We start from the raw sequence: 15172 nt of genomic DNA, 5'->3' as shown, positions 1-15172 counted from the left end.
TTACGGCTTGAAATCGATCCAGAACGAACCTTCCAGCGGGACTGCCAGGAAGCGTTCGTTGATCTCGGCGAGCGTCTCGTTCGGGTCGACATCCGTGAAGACCTCGGGGTGCATCCACTTTGCGAAACACTCGAAGATGAGGATATTGAGCACGGAGATCGACAGCTGGTGCGAAACGGCATGGGCGCGCCCTTCCCGCACCGCGCCCAGCGCGCCGCGGATATCCTTGCCGAGAATGTTGGCAAAGGACTTTTGCGCCGCCTGCGCATCCACACCCCCGCCGAGCACCAGGCCGCCCTGCAAGGCGAGATGCGGCCCCCCGGTCGCGATATAGACCGAAGGTTCCGCACCGAGCACATATTCCGGGCTGAGGAGCCCGTCATAGCCCGGCAGGTCCGCGCCGATGCTCCTGCCGCCGGCAAGCCGCAGATATTCCGTCATGCGGTTGCCCTTGCCCGGCGTCGCGCAACAGGTTGCACCCGCATGGGCATCGACGAGCACCGAGACCGGCGCCAGGGCAGCCGTGCGATCGATGATGCGCTTGTAGCGGGCGCGCAGGAAATCGCCGAAGGCCTTGCCTTTCTCTTCCCTCCCGACGGCTTTCGCCAGAAGCTCGACCGCGAACGCGGTCGTTTCCGCCGGCCCCTTGCCGTCGTTGACGGGACCGTCGAGAAAGAGGACCGGCACACCGGCCGCCTCCAGCGTCGCCGTCGCCTCCGACCAGCCGTCCTCCCAGATCGAAACGACGAACAGGTCCGGCCTGACGGAGAGGATCGCTTCCACCGAGGTCTTCGCCGGCAGCACGCCGCCAACGGCAGGAATGGCCTCGATAGCGGGAAAACGCCGGCGATAATCCTCGTACATGCCGCGATCGATACGCTGGGGCGCAGCCCAGCCGGCGATGCGCGACACGGGGTCGGGATCGACGAGGGCGAGAGACAGGAGGATGAGGCTTTCGTTCGTGGCGATGCGGTGGGCCGGCGCGGCAAGCCGCACCGTGCGCCCGGCCGCATCCGAAAGAACGATCTCCGCCCGCGCCGGGCCGGCGGAAACCGCCAGGAGCAGGAGCAATCCCGCAAGGAACCGGAAGAGGGCCGCCGGTACGCCGGCGACCCCTCCCCTTTCATCTCTTCGGCAACCCATGCTCACCACGAATATTTCAGCGTCGCGGTGATGGCGCGGCCGGCGCCGTAGTTGCAGCTTCCGCCCGTGCTGTTGAGGCAATGGGAGACATACTCCTTGTCGAACAGGTTCGTGACATTGACGCGCAGCTTCGTGCCGGCAAAGTCCTTGCCGATCGCCGCAAAATCATACTCCGCGCCGATATCGACGAGCGCCCGCCCGGGAATGCGCAGCTCTTCCTTGTAAGTGCTGTCCGTCTGGTAGGAAGACAGGGCGCGCACGCCGGCGGTCAGCGTCAGTCCTTCCATCATGCCCGGCCGGTAGGCGAGCCAGACGCCCCCCTGATGCTCGGGCAAGCGCAACATTTCACGGCCGAGTTCGGCCGGATTGTTGGTTTCCAGCACTTTCGAACGCGAATAGGCATAGGAGGCGAGGATATCGAGGTCCGGCGTCAGTTCGTACTTGCCCTCGATCTCGATGCCGCGCACACGCTGGCGGCCGGACTGGACGTCGTAGAGCGCATCGGTCGGATCCGGCGTCAGCGCGTTTTCCAGCGTCAGGTTGAAGAGCGAGACGGCGACCATGCCCCGCCCTTCCGGCGGCTCGTATTTGACGCCGATCTCATACTGTTCGGCCGTCTGCGCCTTGAAGGCATTGCCCGACTTGTCCGTGCCGAGCGTCGGCAGGAAGGCGGTGGAGTAGCTGGCATAGGGCGCAAGGCCGTTGTCGAAGAGATAGGTGAGGCCGGCCCGCCACGTCAGCTTCTGGTCCTCGGTCGACACGGTCGACGCCGGCGTCAGCATGCGGTTCGTGCTATCGATATCGGAGAAATCGTAGCGCATGCCGAAGGTGCCGACCCAGTTGTCATAACGGATCTGGTCCTGCATGTAGAGGCCGACCTGCTGTTGTTCCTGCAGGCCCGAGCGCTGGATGGCGGGCACGGGAATATCGACCTCGCCGTAGCGCGGGTCGAGAAAATCGATCGGCGGCACGCCGACGATGGCATTGCCGAAATTCGTCGACGACGTCGCCTTCAGGTAGTCGAGACCGAGCAACAGCGTGTGGTCGAACGCGCCGGTATCGAAGCGGGCCTCGACCTGCGTATCGACGGCGAAGCTGGAGACCCAGTCGTCGGAAATCGCCGAGGCACGGTTCAGCGTGTGTCCGTCCGCCCCATAGGCGAAGGCCGGATTGACGAGAACGAGGAACATGTTCTGGCTTGAGCGGCCGTAGCGCAGATTCTGGCGCACCGTCCAGGTCTCGTTGAACTCGTGTTCGAATTCGTAGCCGAGCATGTAGAAATCGCGCTCGAAGACGTCGGCGTTCGGATCGCCGAAGTTGATGTCGCGCGGGATCTGGCCGAGCGGATTGTCGAGCAGCGTGCCGACGGCGGGATAGAAGCGCGGATTGAAGTTCTCCGGGCGGTCCTTCTGGTAGTAGCCGTAGAGAGTGAGCGAGGTCTGGTCGGTCGGCGCCCAGGTGAGGCTCGGGGCAAGCATCAACTGGCGCTCGCGCTCCTTGTCGATCTGGGTCCCCACGTTCTTGCCGAGTGCGACGATCCGGTAGAGCCAGTCGCCGTCCTGCGTCAGCGGGCCGGTCATGTCGAGCGTGCCCTGCAGGCCGCCATGCGAGGACGCCTGGATGCCGACCTCGTTATGCGCCTCCGCCTGCGGCCGCTTGCCGACCTGATTGACGAGACCGCCGGGAACGGAGCTGCCATAGAGCACCGAGGTCGGCCCCTTGATGACGTCCACACGCTCCAGCGCGAAGGGATTGACGCTCGGCGTCGCGTAGTTGCTCGGATCGCCCGGCAGGACGAGCCCATCGAGCCACATCGTCCCGTAATTGTTGAAGCCGCGGATATAGAGCCAGTCGTAGCGAATATCGTAGCCGTTCGGGTCCGGAAGCACGCCCGCGGTGTAGCGCAGCGCCTCGGCGACGGTGTTGACGCCCTGCAGATCCATCTGCTCGCGCGTGACGACGCTTACGGCTTGCGGCGTCTCGCGCAGCGGGGTGTTCGTCTTGGCAGCGCTGCGGGCGCGCTTGGCAGCAAGGCCCTGGTCCGGGCCGCGGCCGCTGTCCGTGTCGACGTTGACGGTAACGGTTTCCAGCGCCGTCGCCCCTGCGTCCTGCGCATGCACCTGACCGGAAAGGCCGGCAGCCACAAGCGCAACGGACGAGACGCGCCACAGGCGCCTGTCCGACGTCCGCCGCCCTCTTTCCGCTTCACTGCCCACGCTCGTCTTCTCAACCAAACTCATCATCACGGCCCCAACCGTTTAATCGCCCTATCGAAACTTGACCAGATAAATCAAGTTAATATATCTCTTAGGGCAGCATTGGCACGGCCGGCAATGTCGGTTCCTTTGCGAAACGCGCAGATGCCTTTGCGATCCGGGAAATCTCGGCAAGGGGTGAAGGTCCGTTAGTATCGGCCGGTCAATGTCGGCCGGTTCGCGCACGGCAGGAGTGAAGGATTGAGCATGGCGGTCGCAGCAGGCGAGGCCGGGCAGCAGGCGAACGAAGGACGAGTGCGCGTCCGCGACTTTCTTCGGCACGACGGCATTGCGCTCGACAGCCCCGACGACCGGCTCTCCCCCGACGACACGCTGATGAAAGGCGCGTTCCTGCACCGCGAGCTGCGCCGCGGTCTCGTGCTACATGTCAGCGATGCCATCGAGGAGCGCGCCTTCACGGCCACCTCGCTGCTACCGGAGGAGCTTTCCTGCATCTTCTTCCTCGAAGGCAGCGTGGACCTGTCGATAGGAGACCGCCGCTTCGCCTTCCAGGCCGATGACGGCGTGGCGCGGGGGGTGGCGATCATGAATGCCTGCCCCGAACATTTCGCGCGCGCCTCGCGCGGACGGCAGCACCTGCGCCATCTCGTCGTCTCCGCCACGCCGGAATGGCTGCACCGGGACGTTCTCGAGACCGTCGTCGATACCAAGGGCGGCGCGCGCCTGCTGCGCGATCATCTCGCCGAGCATCGCTGGACGCTCACCCCTCGAATGGGGGACCTCGTGCGCCAGATCTTTACGCCCTCGCCGCTCATTCCGGAACTGCGGGACCTCTATCTGGAAAGCCGTGCCGTGGAGCTGGTGGCCGAGACCATGGCGGCGGTCCTGAAAGCCGATCGCAGCGATGCCGGCGGAAGCCTCTTGACCCGGCAGGACGCGACCTGCCTGCAACGTGCCAAGGATTTCATCGAGATGCGCATCGCCGAACCATTGAGCGTCGACGCCATCGCGCGCGAAGCCGGCATCAGCGCCAGCGGCCTGCAACGCCTCTTCCGCGTTGCGGAGAACCGCAGCATCTTCGACTATGTCCGCAATATCAGGCTCGAACGCGCCTTCGCCGTCCTCGCCAGGGGCGAGGCCAGCGTGCAGGACGCAAGCGTCATCGCCGGCTACACCAACCCCGCCAACTTCGCCACCGCCTTCCGCCGCCGGTTCGGCATCGTTCCGACGGCGGTGAAGAACAGGGTTTGACGGCCCGGCCAAGACAATCGACAAGCGATATGCCGACGGCCTCCATGTGAGGGCTCATCGTTCCGCTGCTGGCGGAAGCGGTTCACGCCCCGCATGCCGCCGCCTTACGATGTGAACGATCAGCCCGCTCACGATCACCGCGGCGCCGACGGCCATGAAGATCGGCTCCATCACCAGAAGCGCAATGGAGCCGAAACCGAACAGAACACGCTCGGTCCACCCGGCGGGGCCTAGCAGCCAGCCGCCGGTCGCCACCGCGAGCGCGGAGACCGCAACGGCGGAAACAAAGAATGCAAGCAGGACCGTCTGCCATCCGCCTTGGAGCAGGAGGCCTACCCCGGGCTCGGACAACACGAAGATGAACGGAACCAGGAAGGCCGACAATGTGTACCGCCAAGTCAGCCACATGGTCTTGACCGGCTTGCCGCCGGTAATGGCGGAAGCCGCGAACGGGGAGAGTGCAGTTGGCGGAGAAACCTCGCTCAGCACGGAGTAGTAGAAGATGAACATCGCCGCGGCATAGGCCGGTACGCCGACATTCTGCAGGGCCGGGCCGATGATCACCCAGGAGATGATGAAGCTCGCGGTCACCGGGACCGCGAGGCCGAGGAGAACGACCGATATCGCCGAGAAAAGGGCCGTGAGCATCAGGTTGCCGTTGGCGAGCATGACGATGATGTTCGCCAGCTTGAGCCCGAGCCCGGTCAGCGTCATCACACCGACGATCAGTCCCGCCGCCGCCATCACCGGAACGACCGACAGCGCACCGGTCGCCCCTTCGGCGAGCGCGGCCCATATGCGCCGGGGCGTCATCCAGGATTCGCGATGCAAGAAGCTGAGGGCGAAGGCGAGTCCGGTCGCGTAGACCACGGCGCGGAAGGGGGTCATGCCCATCGCCATGAACACCACGATCGCGACCAGCGAGCTGAAATGGTAGCCGAAATGCAGGAGCAGCCGGCCCACGGGCTGGACGTCGAACTCGACCGGCCGGGTCCTGAAGCGCCGTGCGTCCATCTCGATCGCCAGGATGATGCCGAGATAGTAGAGGACCGTCGGAATGGTCGCCCAGATCAGGACCTGCAGGTAGGAAACGCCAAGCAGCGCGGCGATGATGAAGGCGGCGGCGCCCAAGGTCGGAGGCGACATGATGGCGCCGATACCGGCCGCGGCGAGAACGGCACCGCCGTGCTCCTGCGGGTATCCCGCCTTGCGCAACAGCGGCCAGGATATGCCGCCGAGCGTGACGGTGGTGGCAACGCCCGAACCCGAGACGGTGCCGAGCAGGAAGCCGGCCAGCGTCACGGTCCTGCCCGGTCCCGCCTGCGACTGTCCGAAGGCGGAGAAGGACAGGTCGATGAAGAAGCGGGTGGCGCCCGATCCGTTCAACACCGCGCCGTAGATCGTAAAGAGGATGATGTAGCTCGCCGCCACGTCCGTGGGCACGCCGAACAGGCCTTGCGTACCCATGACGTTGTGGCCGACCAGCCGCGGCCATCCGAAGGTCGCCGTGCCGAAGGGCGCCGGCAGGGCATCGCCCCAGAATGCGTAGCCGAAGAAGGCGACGACCACCAGCGGCACCAGCAGCCCGACGGTTCGGCGGGCCGTCTCCAAGGTGGCGACGATGGCGATCGTCCCCATCACAAGGTCGACCGGCGTGGGAATGATCGCCCGCCGGAAGAACGAATCCCAATCCCAGATGATATAGGCGAACGGGACCACCGTGATCGCCGCCAGCAGCCAGTCGACGACATGCGGGTTGTCGGGCCGTTCGGTCCCGTTCGAGGTTTCCGGCCGGCTCCAGCCGCGATAGACCAAGAAGGTCATCGGCAGGGTGATCATCAGGAAGGCCGGGAGGTAGAACTGCGTCGCCATCGGGTGGAACACCCAATAGAGCCCGAAGAGCGACAGGCCGACGCCGATCGTCTGGACCGTAAGAAGCGGAAACGCGCTCAGCCGGCGCGCCGGTTTCTCCGACTCGTATTCGGCCAGCAGCGCTTCCTCGTCGAACGCCGGATCCTGCTCAACAGCGCCGCCAAGGCTTGATCGGTCGGTCATGGCTTCTCCTCAATATCCAGAACAACGAAGGGATGCGCGTTCTCGACCAGCCGCCACAGTTCGAGCGGCGGTTCTCCGGGAACATGCACGGTACGCTTGCCAAGATCTGTCGCGGCGATCGACAATTTCTCGATCACCTCCGGCCTGTCGGGGTCCGGCCGGACGACCCATTTGCGGCGATCCGTTCCGGCCGCGCGCTGCGGCGCGGCCGGAACGGCATAGTATTCCTCGAGCACGGCCAACTGGTCGGCCGCGATCTCGACGAGCCGGTAGCGGCCGTCAGGCAGAACCGCATACCGTTCTTCGGCCAACGTGCCGTAGAGCGAATTGCGGTAGCTCACGGCAAAGCGCTGGCCGGCAAGGGGCAAGCGCGCCAGCACCTTGCCGCCATCGCCACGAATGACGATGGCCTGCCCGGCTTTGTCCCGCCCGGCATCGAGCGCGCTCGCCGCGACGCTCGATGCCGTCAGGCCGGCAAGCAGCGCGACGGCGACGGCCGCCTTCAGCAAGGGCATTCAGCCCTTGACCTTGTCGTAATAGGCCTGTGCGCCCGGGCAGGTCTTGATGAAGGAAATCTTGCCGGCGGTGGAGGCATCGAGCTCCTTGGCCGCCGGATGCACCTGAACAAGATCCTTCTTGTTGTCGAAGATGGCGGCGGTGATGCTCTGCTGTAGCGCCACATCCATGTCGGTGCGTGCCACCAGCACGTTCGGAGAGGCGATCACCGACACGGCCTCCGTCTGCCCCTGGTAGGTATTGGCGGGCATGTCCTGCGCGACATAGTAGCCGCCATACTTGCTGGCGAGCGCGTCGGCGTATTCGCCGATCGGGATGATCTTCATTTCCCCGGTACTGGCGAGATCGACCAAAGCCCCGGTCGGCAGGCCGCCGGACCAGAATCCGGCGTCGATCGTGCCGTCACGCAGCGCCGCCACCGTCTCGGCGGCACCAAGCTGCCGGCGGTCGATGTCGGTCGAGGGGTCGAGACCCGCCGCCTCGAGGATGCGGACCGCACCCACTTCGGTCGCCGAGCCGGGCGCGCCGACCGAGACACTCTTGCCCTTCAGGTCCGCAACGCTCTTGATGCCGGTGCTCTGCGTGGTAATCGGCTGCATGAAGTTGCTGTACATGGTGCCGATCGCGCAGACGTCCAGGGCCTCATCGAAGGGCGCCTCGCCCGCGACCGCGGCCGCCACCGTGTCCCCCACGGCGATGGCGAGCGCCGCCGCACCGGTCTTGAGCAGAAGCATGTTGTCGACCGAAGCGTTGGTCTCCTGGACGGTGGCGTCGTAGCCGGCGACATTCTCCCGGATTTCCGTCGCGATGCCGCCGCCGAGCGGATAATAGACGCCGCCCGTGCCGCCGGTGGCGATGGACAGGTTGACGGTCTGGGCGCTCGCAGGCGCCCCCAGGAACAGCGCGGGCAGCAGCAGCCCGGCGGCGGAAAACAGTTTCGTGGCATTGAAATGCATTGCGATTCCTCCCTGATTGCCGGGCGGCCGAACGACCAAGCCCGTCACTTTCAGGTTAGCATGATGCATGCCAGAAGGTATGTTTCCCGGGGAGGCAGACTTTTCAATGGCTTATGTCGACCTACCTTCGGGAGCGGCAGCGCGTGCGGGCAAGATTCCGCCCGATTTCTCCCGCCCCCGGCGGTTTCTTGCCGATCAGCCGATCATCTCGCGCAGGCCGTGGCGGACGATCTTCTCGTTCAGCGTGCGCAGCGGTATGCCGAGCGAGACCGAGGCAGCCGGCGCGCTGCCGCCGTTGTCGTCGAGCGCCTCGCGGATCAGCCGCGCCTCGAATGCGGCGACGCGCTCGGGCAAGGGGGCGGTGTCCTGCGATGCGGTCTGCGCGACAGAGCCGAAAGCAAGCGGCAACCCGAGAACGAAGCGCTCGGCGCAGGCCTTCAATTCACGCACATTGCCCGGCCAGTCATGGGCTTCGAGCCGCCCCACCAGCGAGGCCGATACCGCCGGCACCGCGAATTTGTGGCGGCGGGCGGCGTCCTCGCAGAAATGCCGGAAAAGAAGCCCCACATCGTCGCGGCGATGGCGCAGCGGCGGAATGGCGATCTCGACCGTGGCCAGCCGGAAATAGAGATCGGAGCGGAAGCGGCCAGCCTCGCCCTCGCGCCGCAGATCGGTCTTGGTCGCGGCGATGAAACGCACGTCGACCGGGACCTGGCGGTTGGAGCCGAGAGGCTCGACGACCCGCTCCTGAATGACGCGCAACAGCTTGGCCTGCAGCGCCGGCGGCATGGTTTCGATCTCGTCCAGGAAGACCGTGCCGCCATGGGCATGTTCGATCTTGCCCTCGCGCTTTTGCGTCGCGCCGGTGAACGCGCCCCTGTCATGGCCGAACACCTCGCTCTCGAAGATGCTTTCGGGAATGGCGGCACAGTTGAGCGCCACGAAGGGACGGTCGCGACGCTTGCCGAGATCGTGGAGAGCGCGGGCGACGACTTCCTTGCCCGTTCCCGTCTCGCCGTTGACGAGCACGTCGACATCGAGGTCGCAGAGCGGAGCGAGGCGGCCGCGGAGCGCAACGACTTCGGGCGATGAACCGACAAAGCGGCTTTCAAGGTCCCCGCCGGCAGCGACGCGCAGCCGGCTCACCTCCTTCTTGAGCCGGCCAAGCGCGACAGCGCGATCCAGCACGGCGACGAGATGATCGGCATCATAGGGCTTTTCGAGAAAATCATGCGCGCCGGCACGCATCGCCTCGACGGCCAGCGTGACATCGCCATGGCCGGTGAGCAGGATGACCGGCAGGAGCGGGCGCTTCAGCCGCGCGGCATCCAACAGGCCAAGCCCGTCCATGCCGGGCATGCGCATGTCGGAGACCAGGGCCTCGAACGGCTGGCGATCGAGCCAGGCGAGCGCCTCGGCGCCGTCCTTGGCCGTGACGACCGAAAAGCCGCTGAGCGACAACCACTCGGAAGCGGAGCAGCGCAACTCGGCTTCATCGTCGACGACAAGGACCGCCCCGCGGTTCATTCGGCCGCCTCGCGAAGGGAGACGGCCTCGGGCAGAGAGACGGTAAAGGTCGCGCCCTCGCCTTCCGCGGTCTCGAAGACGAGGGAACCGCCGAACTCATGGATGAGTGCGCGCGAGATGGAAAGGCCGAGGCCCAGCCCCTCACCAGTGATCTTGGTGGTGAAGAAAGGTTCGGCGATACGTTCGCGAACATCCTCGGGAACGCCGGGCCCGTTGTCGCAGACATGGATGCGAACCGCCCCGGCGCTACGCTCGGTACGCACACACACACCAGCGGATTGTCGCGGCCGCGCACGGCATCGAGCGCGTTGAGCACCAGGTTGAGCATGACCTGCTCGAGGCGGATGGCATGGGCGCTGACCAGAGCACGCCGATCGAGAGTATGCACCTCGATCGTCACGCCTTCGGCGGCTGCGCGTGGCGCGGCAAGTTCGAGAGCGGTCGCCACCGCCCGGTCGGCGTCGACGAGTTCCTGGCGGGCCGGTTCGTTCCGCGCGAAGGATTTCAGCGACTTCACCGTGCGCTGGATGCGCCGCACGAGATCGCGCGCGACGCGCACTTTTTCACCGACGGCCCGGCTGTCGCCGCGTTCGGCCAGCAACCCGGTCGAGGCGAGCGTGTTTTCCATCGCCGCCAGAGGCTGGCTCACCTCATGAACGATCGCAGCCGACATGCGGCCGAGCGCGGCAAGCTTGGCGGCCTGGATGAGCGAGGCCTGGGTCGCCCGCAACTCGGCCTCCGCGCGGCGGCGGTCGTCGATCTCGCGGTGCAGTTCAGCGGTACGCTCCACGACACGGCGTTCCAATTTGTCATGGGCATCGAGCTTGGTGCGAATGAGTTGCCGGCGCTGGTGCAGATAGATGCCGGCGCCGGTGAAAAGCGCCCCGGTGAGCGCGACGAGCAGCGCGTAGAGCGCGGCATTGGCGCGGATCGGCCCGAGACCGGTCGCCGCCCACAATCGCCACCCGTCCGATTTCAGGGCGGCGGACCGGACAAGATGCAGGCCGCCCGCCTTGACGAGGTCGATCACGTCCGGCCGCTCGGGCACGCCCGAGAAGATCGGCGCGGCGGCGGAAAGTTCGACGCCGTCATATTTGCGCGTGACCGCAATCCTGGCCAGCACGGCCTTGCCGAGCGGATGAAGCGGCCGGTATTTCCACGGCGCGTGGCCGGTGAGGAATATGACGCCGTCCTGGTCGGCGATCGCCGCGACGCTGTGGCTTTCAGTCCATGCGCGTTCGAGCCCGCGCATGTCGAGCTTCACCACGGCGACACCAAGTCTGCGCTCGCCTTCGCGAATGACCGAGGCGAGGAAATAGCCGGGCTCTCCCGTGGTGACGCCGACGGCATAGTAGCGCCCGGCGCCCGTGGTGAGGGCGTCCTGGAAATACGGCCGGAAGCGATAGTTCTGGCCGACGAAGCTCGACGGTTCGGCATGGTTGCTGGCCGCCACCGTCAAGCCATCGGCGGTCATGACATAGAGTTCGTCAGCGCGCGAATCGGCACGGATATCGGCGAGATAAGCGTTGGCCTGCGCGATGGCACCGGCCGAAGGCGAGGCAAGCACCGCACGGATGCGGCCGTCGCGCGCGATGACGGAGGGCAGATAGCGGAAGCGTTCGATCTCGCTGTCGACCGAGCGCGCCAGCACCTGTAGCTCTCCATCGAGCATGGCGATGGCACGGCTTCTGCCGGTTTCGAGCGCACCCAGCCACGTCACGGCCGTTGCCAGCAGCGTGACGAGGATGGCAAGCGCGAGCGCGGAGCCACGGCTATGGAAGAAGCGTCCCGCCATGATCCTCCCTGCGTCTGGCGACGAACCATTGTGGCAGGCGCGCCGGCCGTTGACAACGCGGCAAGAGAGGGGCGGAACGAGATCCGTTACCCCCAGGGTCGGAACCTTGCGTTTGCTCTCCTCGTTGAGGGATCTTCAACAGGAGAACGACAATGGATCATACAAACCACACCCGTCTGACGGCAGCCGAGCTCACCCCCGATATTTTGGAGGGCGCGACCGTCTATGGAGCCGACGATCACAAGGTCGGCAAGGTGGATCACGTCCATGGCGACGGGGCAGGCAGCACGGCCATTATCGATGTGGGCGGCTTCCTCGGCATCGGTGCCAAGCCGGTTGCGGTGCCTCTGACGGACCTCGACTTCATGAGGGACGAGGACGGCGATGTTCATGCGGTTACGGCCTGGACGAAGGATCAGCTCAAGGAGATGCCCGAGCATCGTCATTGAGCGTGACCACCGGTTTTGAGGCATGCGGCCCGCTCCACCTGGAGTGGGCCGATGCGTAGCCATAGCCGCCGCAACCAGTCAAGCCGCTCACCTGCTGACCGTGTCCAGATCGATGAGCGCAATACCGAGATCGGGCCGATGCGTGCGCTTCAACGCGGCGGACGTTTCCCGCAGCATGACTTCGAGCGTGGGACGGACATGACCCTCCAGGAAATGCCCTCCTTTGGTGCTTCCGTCGGAGAACCCGAGGACCACATGCAGATGCAAGCTCGCCTTGCCGCTGTCGTCCACCGCGATATCACCCAGCATGCTGAGCACTTCCGACTGAACCTCGACAGGGATCTTGCGGTAGTTTTTCGTGTCCAGCTCGAAGAAAGCGATCGTTGCGGCGCGGAAAGCGCCGATCGCTGTGATCGAGGCGGCGGTCACGTTCTCGCGTTCGGCAAAATCAGTGATGCATTTGAAGGCCTCGTCTCCTTCGTCGAGGACGAGGATGAATGTGCGCTCGTCCGCATCGCTGGCCAGAAGTTTGTGCTTCATCGTTTCCTCCCTTGATGGAAGGAAAAGGCAATCGGAGCGCTTCTGTTCCCCAGCTTCGGCGGCAGGCTTTCCGCATGCCTTCGGGCATCGTCCATCGGCAAGGCGTATGAGAGGTCCAGCGTCGGTCATCAGGTGTCCTCACTTGCGGTGGCCGAAGGGCTGTTCGGCGCAAAACCGGCCAGGCTCGCATAGCCGCGCGCGACCCGCCCGGATCGCATCCGGCCCCAGCCGATCGACGACAGCCGGGTGGATGAGACCAAGCAGCCGGCCCCGGTGGATGCTGAACTGCGGTGCGTCCTGCCCCGCCTCGATACCGCGCAATTCCTGCCAGACGACCTGGCCCGCTCGAAGACCTCCACCTCGATCCCGGCCCGGTGCAGGAAGAGAGCGGTTGTCAATCCGCCGATACCTGCGCCCGCGATCAACGCCTTCATGGTCCTGTATTTTCTGCCAATGCATCGCCTCGACTTCGCCGTTTATCCCGGCTTCGAGCTTCTCGACACGTCCGGACCAATCTCGGCCTTCACCAGCGCCAACCGCGCTCTGGGCCTCAGCGGCCGGCCGCCGTTCTACACCGTCGACCTCGTATCGGCGGCCGCAAGGTCGCCACCCACTGGGATGCCTGCGCGCCGCTTGCGTCAGCCTTCCCGTCCGTCATGGTGGACCCCGATGCGCTCTATGTCGTCGACGGCCGGCTGTGGACCTCCGCCGGCGTGACCACCGGCATCGACATGGCGCTTGCCATGGTGGCTTGCGACGTGTCCGCCGGCAATGCCGGCGCAGTCGCCAAGCGGCTGGTGCTCTATGCGCGCCGTCCCGGCCACCAGTCGCAGTTCAGCCCTCTGCTCCAGGCGCAGGCAAGAGCCGACAGTCCCTTCGCCGCTCTCATCGCCTGGATACTGTCAAACCTCAGGTCACCCCTGGATGTTCCCGTTCTTGCCGGTCGGGCCGGCCTCACCGAGCGCACGTTCCACCGCAAGTTCGCGGCCGCCACCGGTGAGACGCCGGGTCGCTTTGTCGAGACCGCCCGTCTCCATGCCGCCCGCATGCTGCTTTGACGCGGCTTTCCTTGAAATCGGTGGCGGCCGAGGTCGGCCTTTCACCGGCAGCACGCTTCTGCGAAGCCTTCGAGCGGCGGTTCGGCATCACGCCGCGGCTGTTTCGCGAGATGCACTGTTCGGCAGTATGATATTGGGGGCGGGCCTGTAATAACCGACTACGGCCTGCTCATGATGAACGACCAGGACGCGCGTGCAAGCCGCTCAAAGCGCGATCTTGATCGTCTTGACCTGCGTGAATTCGAGGAGTTCCTCGATCGATTCTTCACGCCCCACGCCCGACAGTTTGTAGCCGCCGAACGGCGCGCCGATGTAATGGGACGACGTGTCGTTGACCCACACGAAGCCGGATTGAAGCTGCCGGGCGGTACGATGGGCCGTGGTGACGTTCGTCGTATAGATCGCGGCGGTCAAGCCGTAGTCGACGCTGTTGACGTGACGCATCATGTCTGCCTCGTCGGTCCATTTGATCACCGCGAGGACAGGGCCGAAAATCTCCTCATGGGCGATCGCCATGTCCGGCGTGACGTCGGTGAAGATCGTCGGCTCGATGAAGTAGCCATTGGCGAGCTCCGGCGTCGATGGACGGGCACCGCCCAGCCGAAGCGTTGCGCCCTGCCGCCTGCCGAGGTCGATATAGTTCATGATCTTTTCGTACTGCGCCTTGGAGATGATGGCGCCCATATTGGTGGCCGGATCGGTCGCAAGACCCGGCTTGAAGCGCCGCGTCGCGGCGATGACGCCCTCGACGACGGCATCGTGGATATCGGCATGAACGAAGAGGCGCGACGTCGATCCGCACGACTGGCCGCACCAGGTGAAATTCATGCCCCGCACCGCGCCCTCGATGGTACGGTGGACATCCGCGTCGGGATAGGCGATCAGCGCATTCTTGCCCGAAAGTTCGCAGATCATCGGCTTTAGCCGGTCGGCGCAGGCCTTTGCCACCGCCCTTCCCGTCGCGATGCTGCCGACGATCGATACCATCGCGACATCGCGGTGGCCCACCAGCGCCTGCGTGGCTTCGAGCCCGCATGTCACGAAATTGATGACGCCGGGCGGCGCGATGCCCTCGATGAGTTCCGCCAGCCGCAGAGCGGAGAGGGGCGCCTGCGGCGAGGGCTTCATGATCACGCTGTTTCCCGCCGCAAGTGGCGCGCCGAGCTTGCCGCCGGCAAAAGAGAGCGGATGGTTGAAGGCACCGATCCGGAGGCAGACGCCCCAGGGTTCGCGCACCGTCATGCACATCATATCCTGGCCCGCGGGGATCGTGCTTCCCTTGGCCTCGAGCGCCACGCCGGCGAAGTAATCGAGCTTGGTGGCGGCGTTTTCCGCATCGCGCAGCAGGGCGGTAACCGGGTTGCCGCAGTTTGCGGCATCGAGAAGGGCAAGCTCCTCGGCATTCGCCCGGATAACGCCCGCGATCTCGCGCAGCACCGCCGACCGCTTCTTCGGCAGCGTCCCCTGCCAGTCCTCGAAGCCCGCACGGGCCGCGGCGATCACCGCCTCGACATCTTCGAGATCGGCCTGTGCGACGGGGCCGAGGCTCTCGCCGGTCGACGGATTGAAAACGTCGGCATAGCCGCCATGCGGCGCTTGCCATCGGCCGCCATAATAGAGATCACGATTTGCGGGAAGAACCGACTGTATCGTTCTGCTCATCCTT

14 protein-coding genes and 1 pseudogene are annotated in these 15172 nt (G+C 65.4%); 4 read left to right on the top strand and 11 right to left on the bottom strand.

Features of this window, described 5'->3' with window-relative positions; genetic code table 11:
- Positions 1-1071 carry an ABC transporter substrate-binding protein gene (locus tag AB3G45_RS01800; RefSeq protein ID WP_367828933.1) on the bottom strand — a complete coding sequence of 357 codons (1071 nt, stop codon included), beginning with the start codon at positions 1069-1071 and terminating at the stop codon, positions 1-3.
- 74 nt (positions 1072-1145) lie between these two features.
- On the bottom strand, positions 1146-3359 hold the full coding sequence (locus tag AB3G45_RS01795) for a TonB-dependent siderophore receptor (protein WP_367828932.1): 2214 nt from the start codon (positions 3357-3359) through the stop codon (positions 1146-1148).
- A 246-nt stretch (positions 3360-3605) separates the two neighbouring features.
- Here AB3G45_RS01795 and AB3G45_RS01790 point away from each other — a divergent pair, with 246 nt between their 5' ends.
- Positions 3606-4610, top strand: coding sequence for a helix-turn-helix transcriptional regulator (locus AB3G45_RS01790; protein WP_367828931.1), 1005 nt, complete (start codon positions 3606-3608; stop codon positions 4608-4610).
- A gap of 54 nt (positions 4611-4664) precedes the next feature.
- Here AB3G45_RS01790 and AB3G45_RS01785 read toward each other — a convergent pair whose 3' ends face one another.
- The 6 genes and pseudogenes from AB3G45_RS01785 to AB3G45_RS01760 form a co-directional block, all read right to left on the bottom strand.
- Positions 4665-6665, bottom strand: coding sequence for a TRAP transporter permease (locus AB3G45_RS01785; protein WP_367828930.1), 2001 nt, complete (start codon positions 6663-6665; stop codon positions 4665-4667).
- Positions 6662-7180: a hypothetical protein gene (locus AB3G45_RS01780; protein WP_367828929.1), complete on the bottom strand. Its 519-nt coding sequence runs from the start codon at positions 7178-7180 to the stop codon at positions 6662-6664. Before AB3G45_RS01780 ends, AB3G45_RS01785 begins: the two co-directional genes overlap by 4 nt.
- Positions 7181-8137, bottom strand: a complete 957-nt coding sequence (locus AB3G45_RS01775; protein WP_367828928.1) for a TAXI family TRAP transporter solute-binding subunit — start codon at positions 8135-8137, stop codon at positions 7181-7183.
- Between the two features lie 195 nt (positions 8138-8332).
- Positions 8333-9664, bottom strand: coding sequence for a sigma-54-dependent transcriptional regulator (locus tag AB3G45_RS01770; RefSeq protein ID WP_367828927.1), 1332 nt, complete (start codon positions 9662-9664; stop codon positions 8333-8335).
- Positions 9661-9927: a sensor histidine kinase gene (locus AB3G45_RS01765; RefSeq protein ID WP_367828972.1), complete on the bottom strand. Its 267-nt coding sequence runs from the start codon at positions 9925-9927 to the stop codon at positions 9661-9663. The genes AB3G45_RS01770 and AB3G45_RS01765 overlap by 4 nt, the downstream gene beginning before the upstream one ends.
- Positions 9928-10817: 890 nt before the next feature.
- A pseudogene (locus AB3G45_RS01760) lies at positions 10818-11336 on the bottom strand (cache domain-containing protein); the annotation flags it as partial.
- A gap of 275 nt (positions 11337-11611) precedes the next feature.
- Here AB3G45_RS01760 and AB3G45_RS01755 point away from each other — a divergent pair.
- On the top strand, positions 11612-11908 hold the full coding sequence (locus AB3G45_RS01755; protein ID WP_367828926.1) for a PRC-barrel domain-containing protein: 297 nt from the start codon (positions 11612-11614) through the stop codon (positions 11906-11908).
- A gap of 87 nt (positions 11909-11995) precedes the next feature.
- Here AB3G45_RS01755 and AB3G45_RS01750 read toward each other — a convergent pair whose 3' ends face one another.
- Both AB3G45_RS01750 and AB3G45_RS01745 read right to left on the bottom strand, forming a co-directional pair.
- Positions 11996-12448, bottom strand: coding sequence for a PPC domain-containing DNA-binding protein (locus AB3G45_RS01750; protein WP_367828925.1), 453 nt, complete (start codon positions 12446-12448; stop codon positions 11996-11998).
- Between the two features lie 128 nt (positions 12449-12576).
- Complete coding sequence (locus AB3G45_RS01745) at positions 12577-12882, bottom strand: NAD(P)-binding protein (protein WP_367828924.1); 306 nt, start codon at positions 12880-12882, stop codon at positions 12577-12579.
- A gap of 222 nt (positions 12883-13104) precedes the next feature.
- Between AB3G45_RS01745 and AB3G45_RS01740 the strand changes: the two genes are divergently transcribed.
- Positions 13105-13506, top strand: a complete 402-nt coding sequence (locus AB3G45_RS01740; protein ID WP_367828923.1) for a hypothetical protein — start codon at positions 13105-13107, stop codon at positions 13504-13506.
- A 20-nt stretch (positions 13507-13526) separates the two neighbouring features.
- Entirely contained in the window at positions 13527-13637 is a 111-nt protein-coding gene (locus tag AB3G45_RS01735) for a helix-turn-helix transcriptional regulator (protein ID WP_367828971.1), read from the top strand.
- A gap of 73 nt (positions 13638-13710) precedes the next feature.
- Here the strand turns inward: AB3G45_RS01735 and AB3G45_RS01730 are convergent, their stop codons facing one another.
- Positions 13711-15168, bottom strand: coding sequence for an aldehyde dehydrogenase family protein (locus tag AB3G45_RS01730; RefSeq protein WP_367828922.1), 1458 nt, complete (start codon positions 15166-15168; stop codon positions 13711-13713).
- Between the last annotated feature and the right edge of the window lie 4 nt (positions 15169-15172).

The sequence above is a fragment of the Shinella sp. S4-D37 genome (assembly GCF_040812195.1).
Lineage (GTDB): Bacteria > Pseudomonadota > Alphaproteobacteria > Rhizobiales > Rhizobiaceae > Shinella.
This window is presented reverse-complemented; position numbering and strand designations above follow the sequence as displayed.

Bases quoted from the DNA above. Each gene is read 5' to 3' on its own strand.
- AB3G45_RS01790 (WP_367828931.1), top strand. From the start codon at position 3,606: ATGGCGGTCGCAGCAGGCGAGGCCGGGCAGCAGGCGAACGAAGGACGA.
- AB3G45_RS01785 (WP_367828930.1), bottom strand. From the start codon at position 6,665: ATGACCGACCGATCAAGCCTTGGCGGCGCTGTTGAGCAGGATCCGGCG.
- AB3G45_RS01780 (WP_367828929.1), bottom strand. From the start codon at position 7,180: ATGCCCTTGCTGAAGGCGGCCGTCGCCGTCGCGCTGCTTGCCGGCCTG.
- AB3G45_RS01775 (WP_367828928.1), bottom strand. From the start codon at position 8,137: ATGCATTTCAATGCCACGAAACTGTTTTCCGCCGCCGGGCTGCTGCTG.
- AB3G45_RS01770 (WP_367828927.1), bottom strand. From the start codon at position 9,664: ATGAACCGCGGGGCGGTCCTTGTCGTCGACGATGAAGCCGAGTTGCGC.
- AB3G45_RS01755 (WP_367828926.1), top strand. From the start codon at position 11,612: ATGGATCATACAAACCACACCCGTCTGACGGCAGCCGAGCTCACCCCC.
- AB3G45_RS01750 (WP_367828925.1), bottom strand. From the start codon at position 12,448: ATGAAGCACAAACTTCTGGCCAGCGATGCGGACGAGCGCACATTCATC.
- AB3G45_RS01745 (WP_367828924.1), bottom strand. From the start codon at position 12,882: ATGAAGGCGTTGATCGCGGGCGCAGGTATCGGCGGATTGACAACCGCT.
- AB3G45_RS01740 (WP_367828923.1), top strand. From the start codon at position 13,105: ATGGTGGACCCCGATGCGCTCTATGTCGTCGACGGCCGGCTGTGGACC.
- AB3G45_RS01730 (WP_367828922.1), bottom strand. From the start codon at position 15,168: ATGAGCAGAACGATACAGTCGGTTCTTCCCGCAAATCGTGATCTCTAT.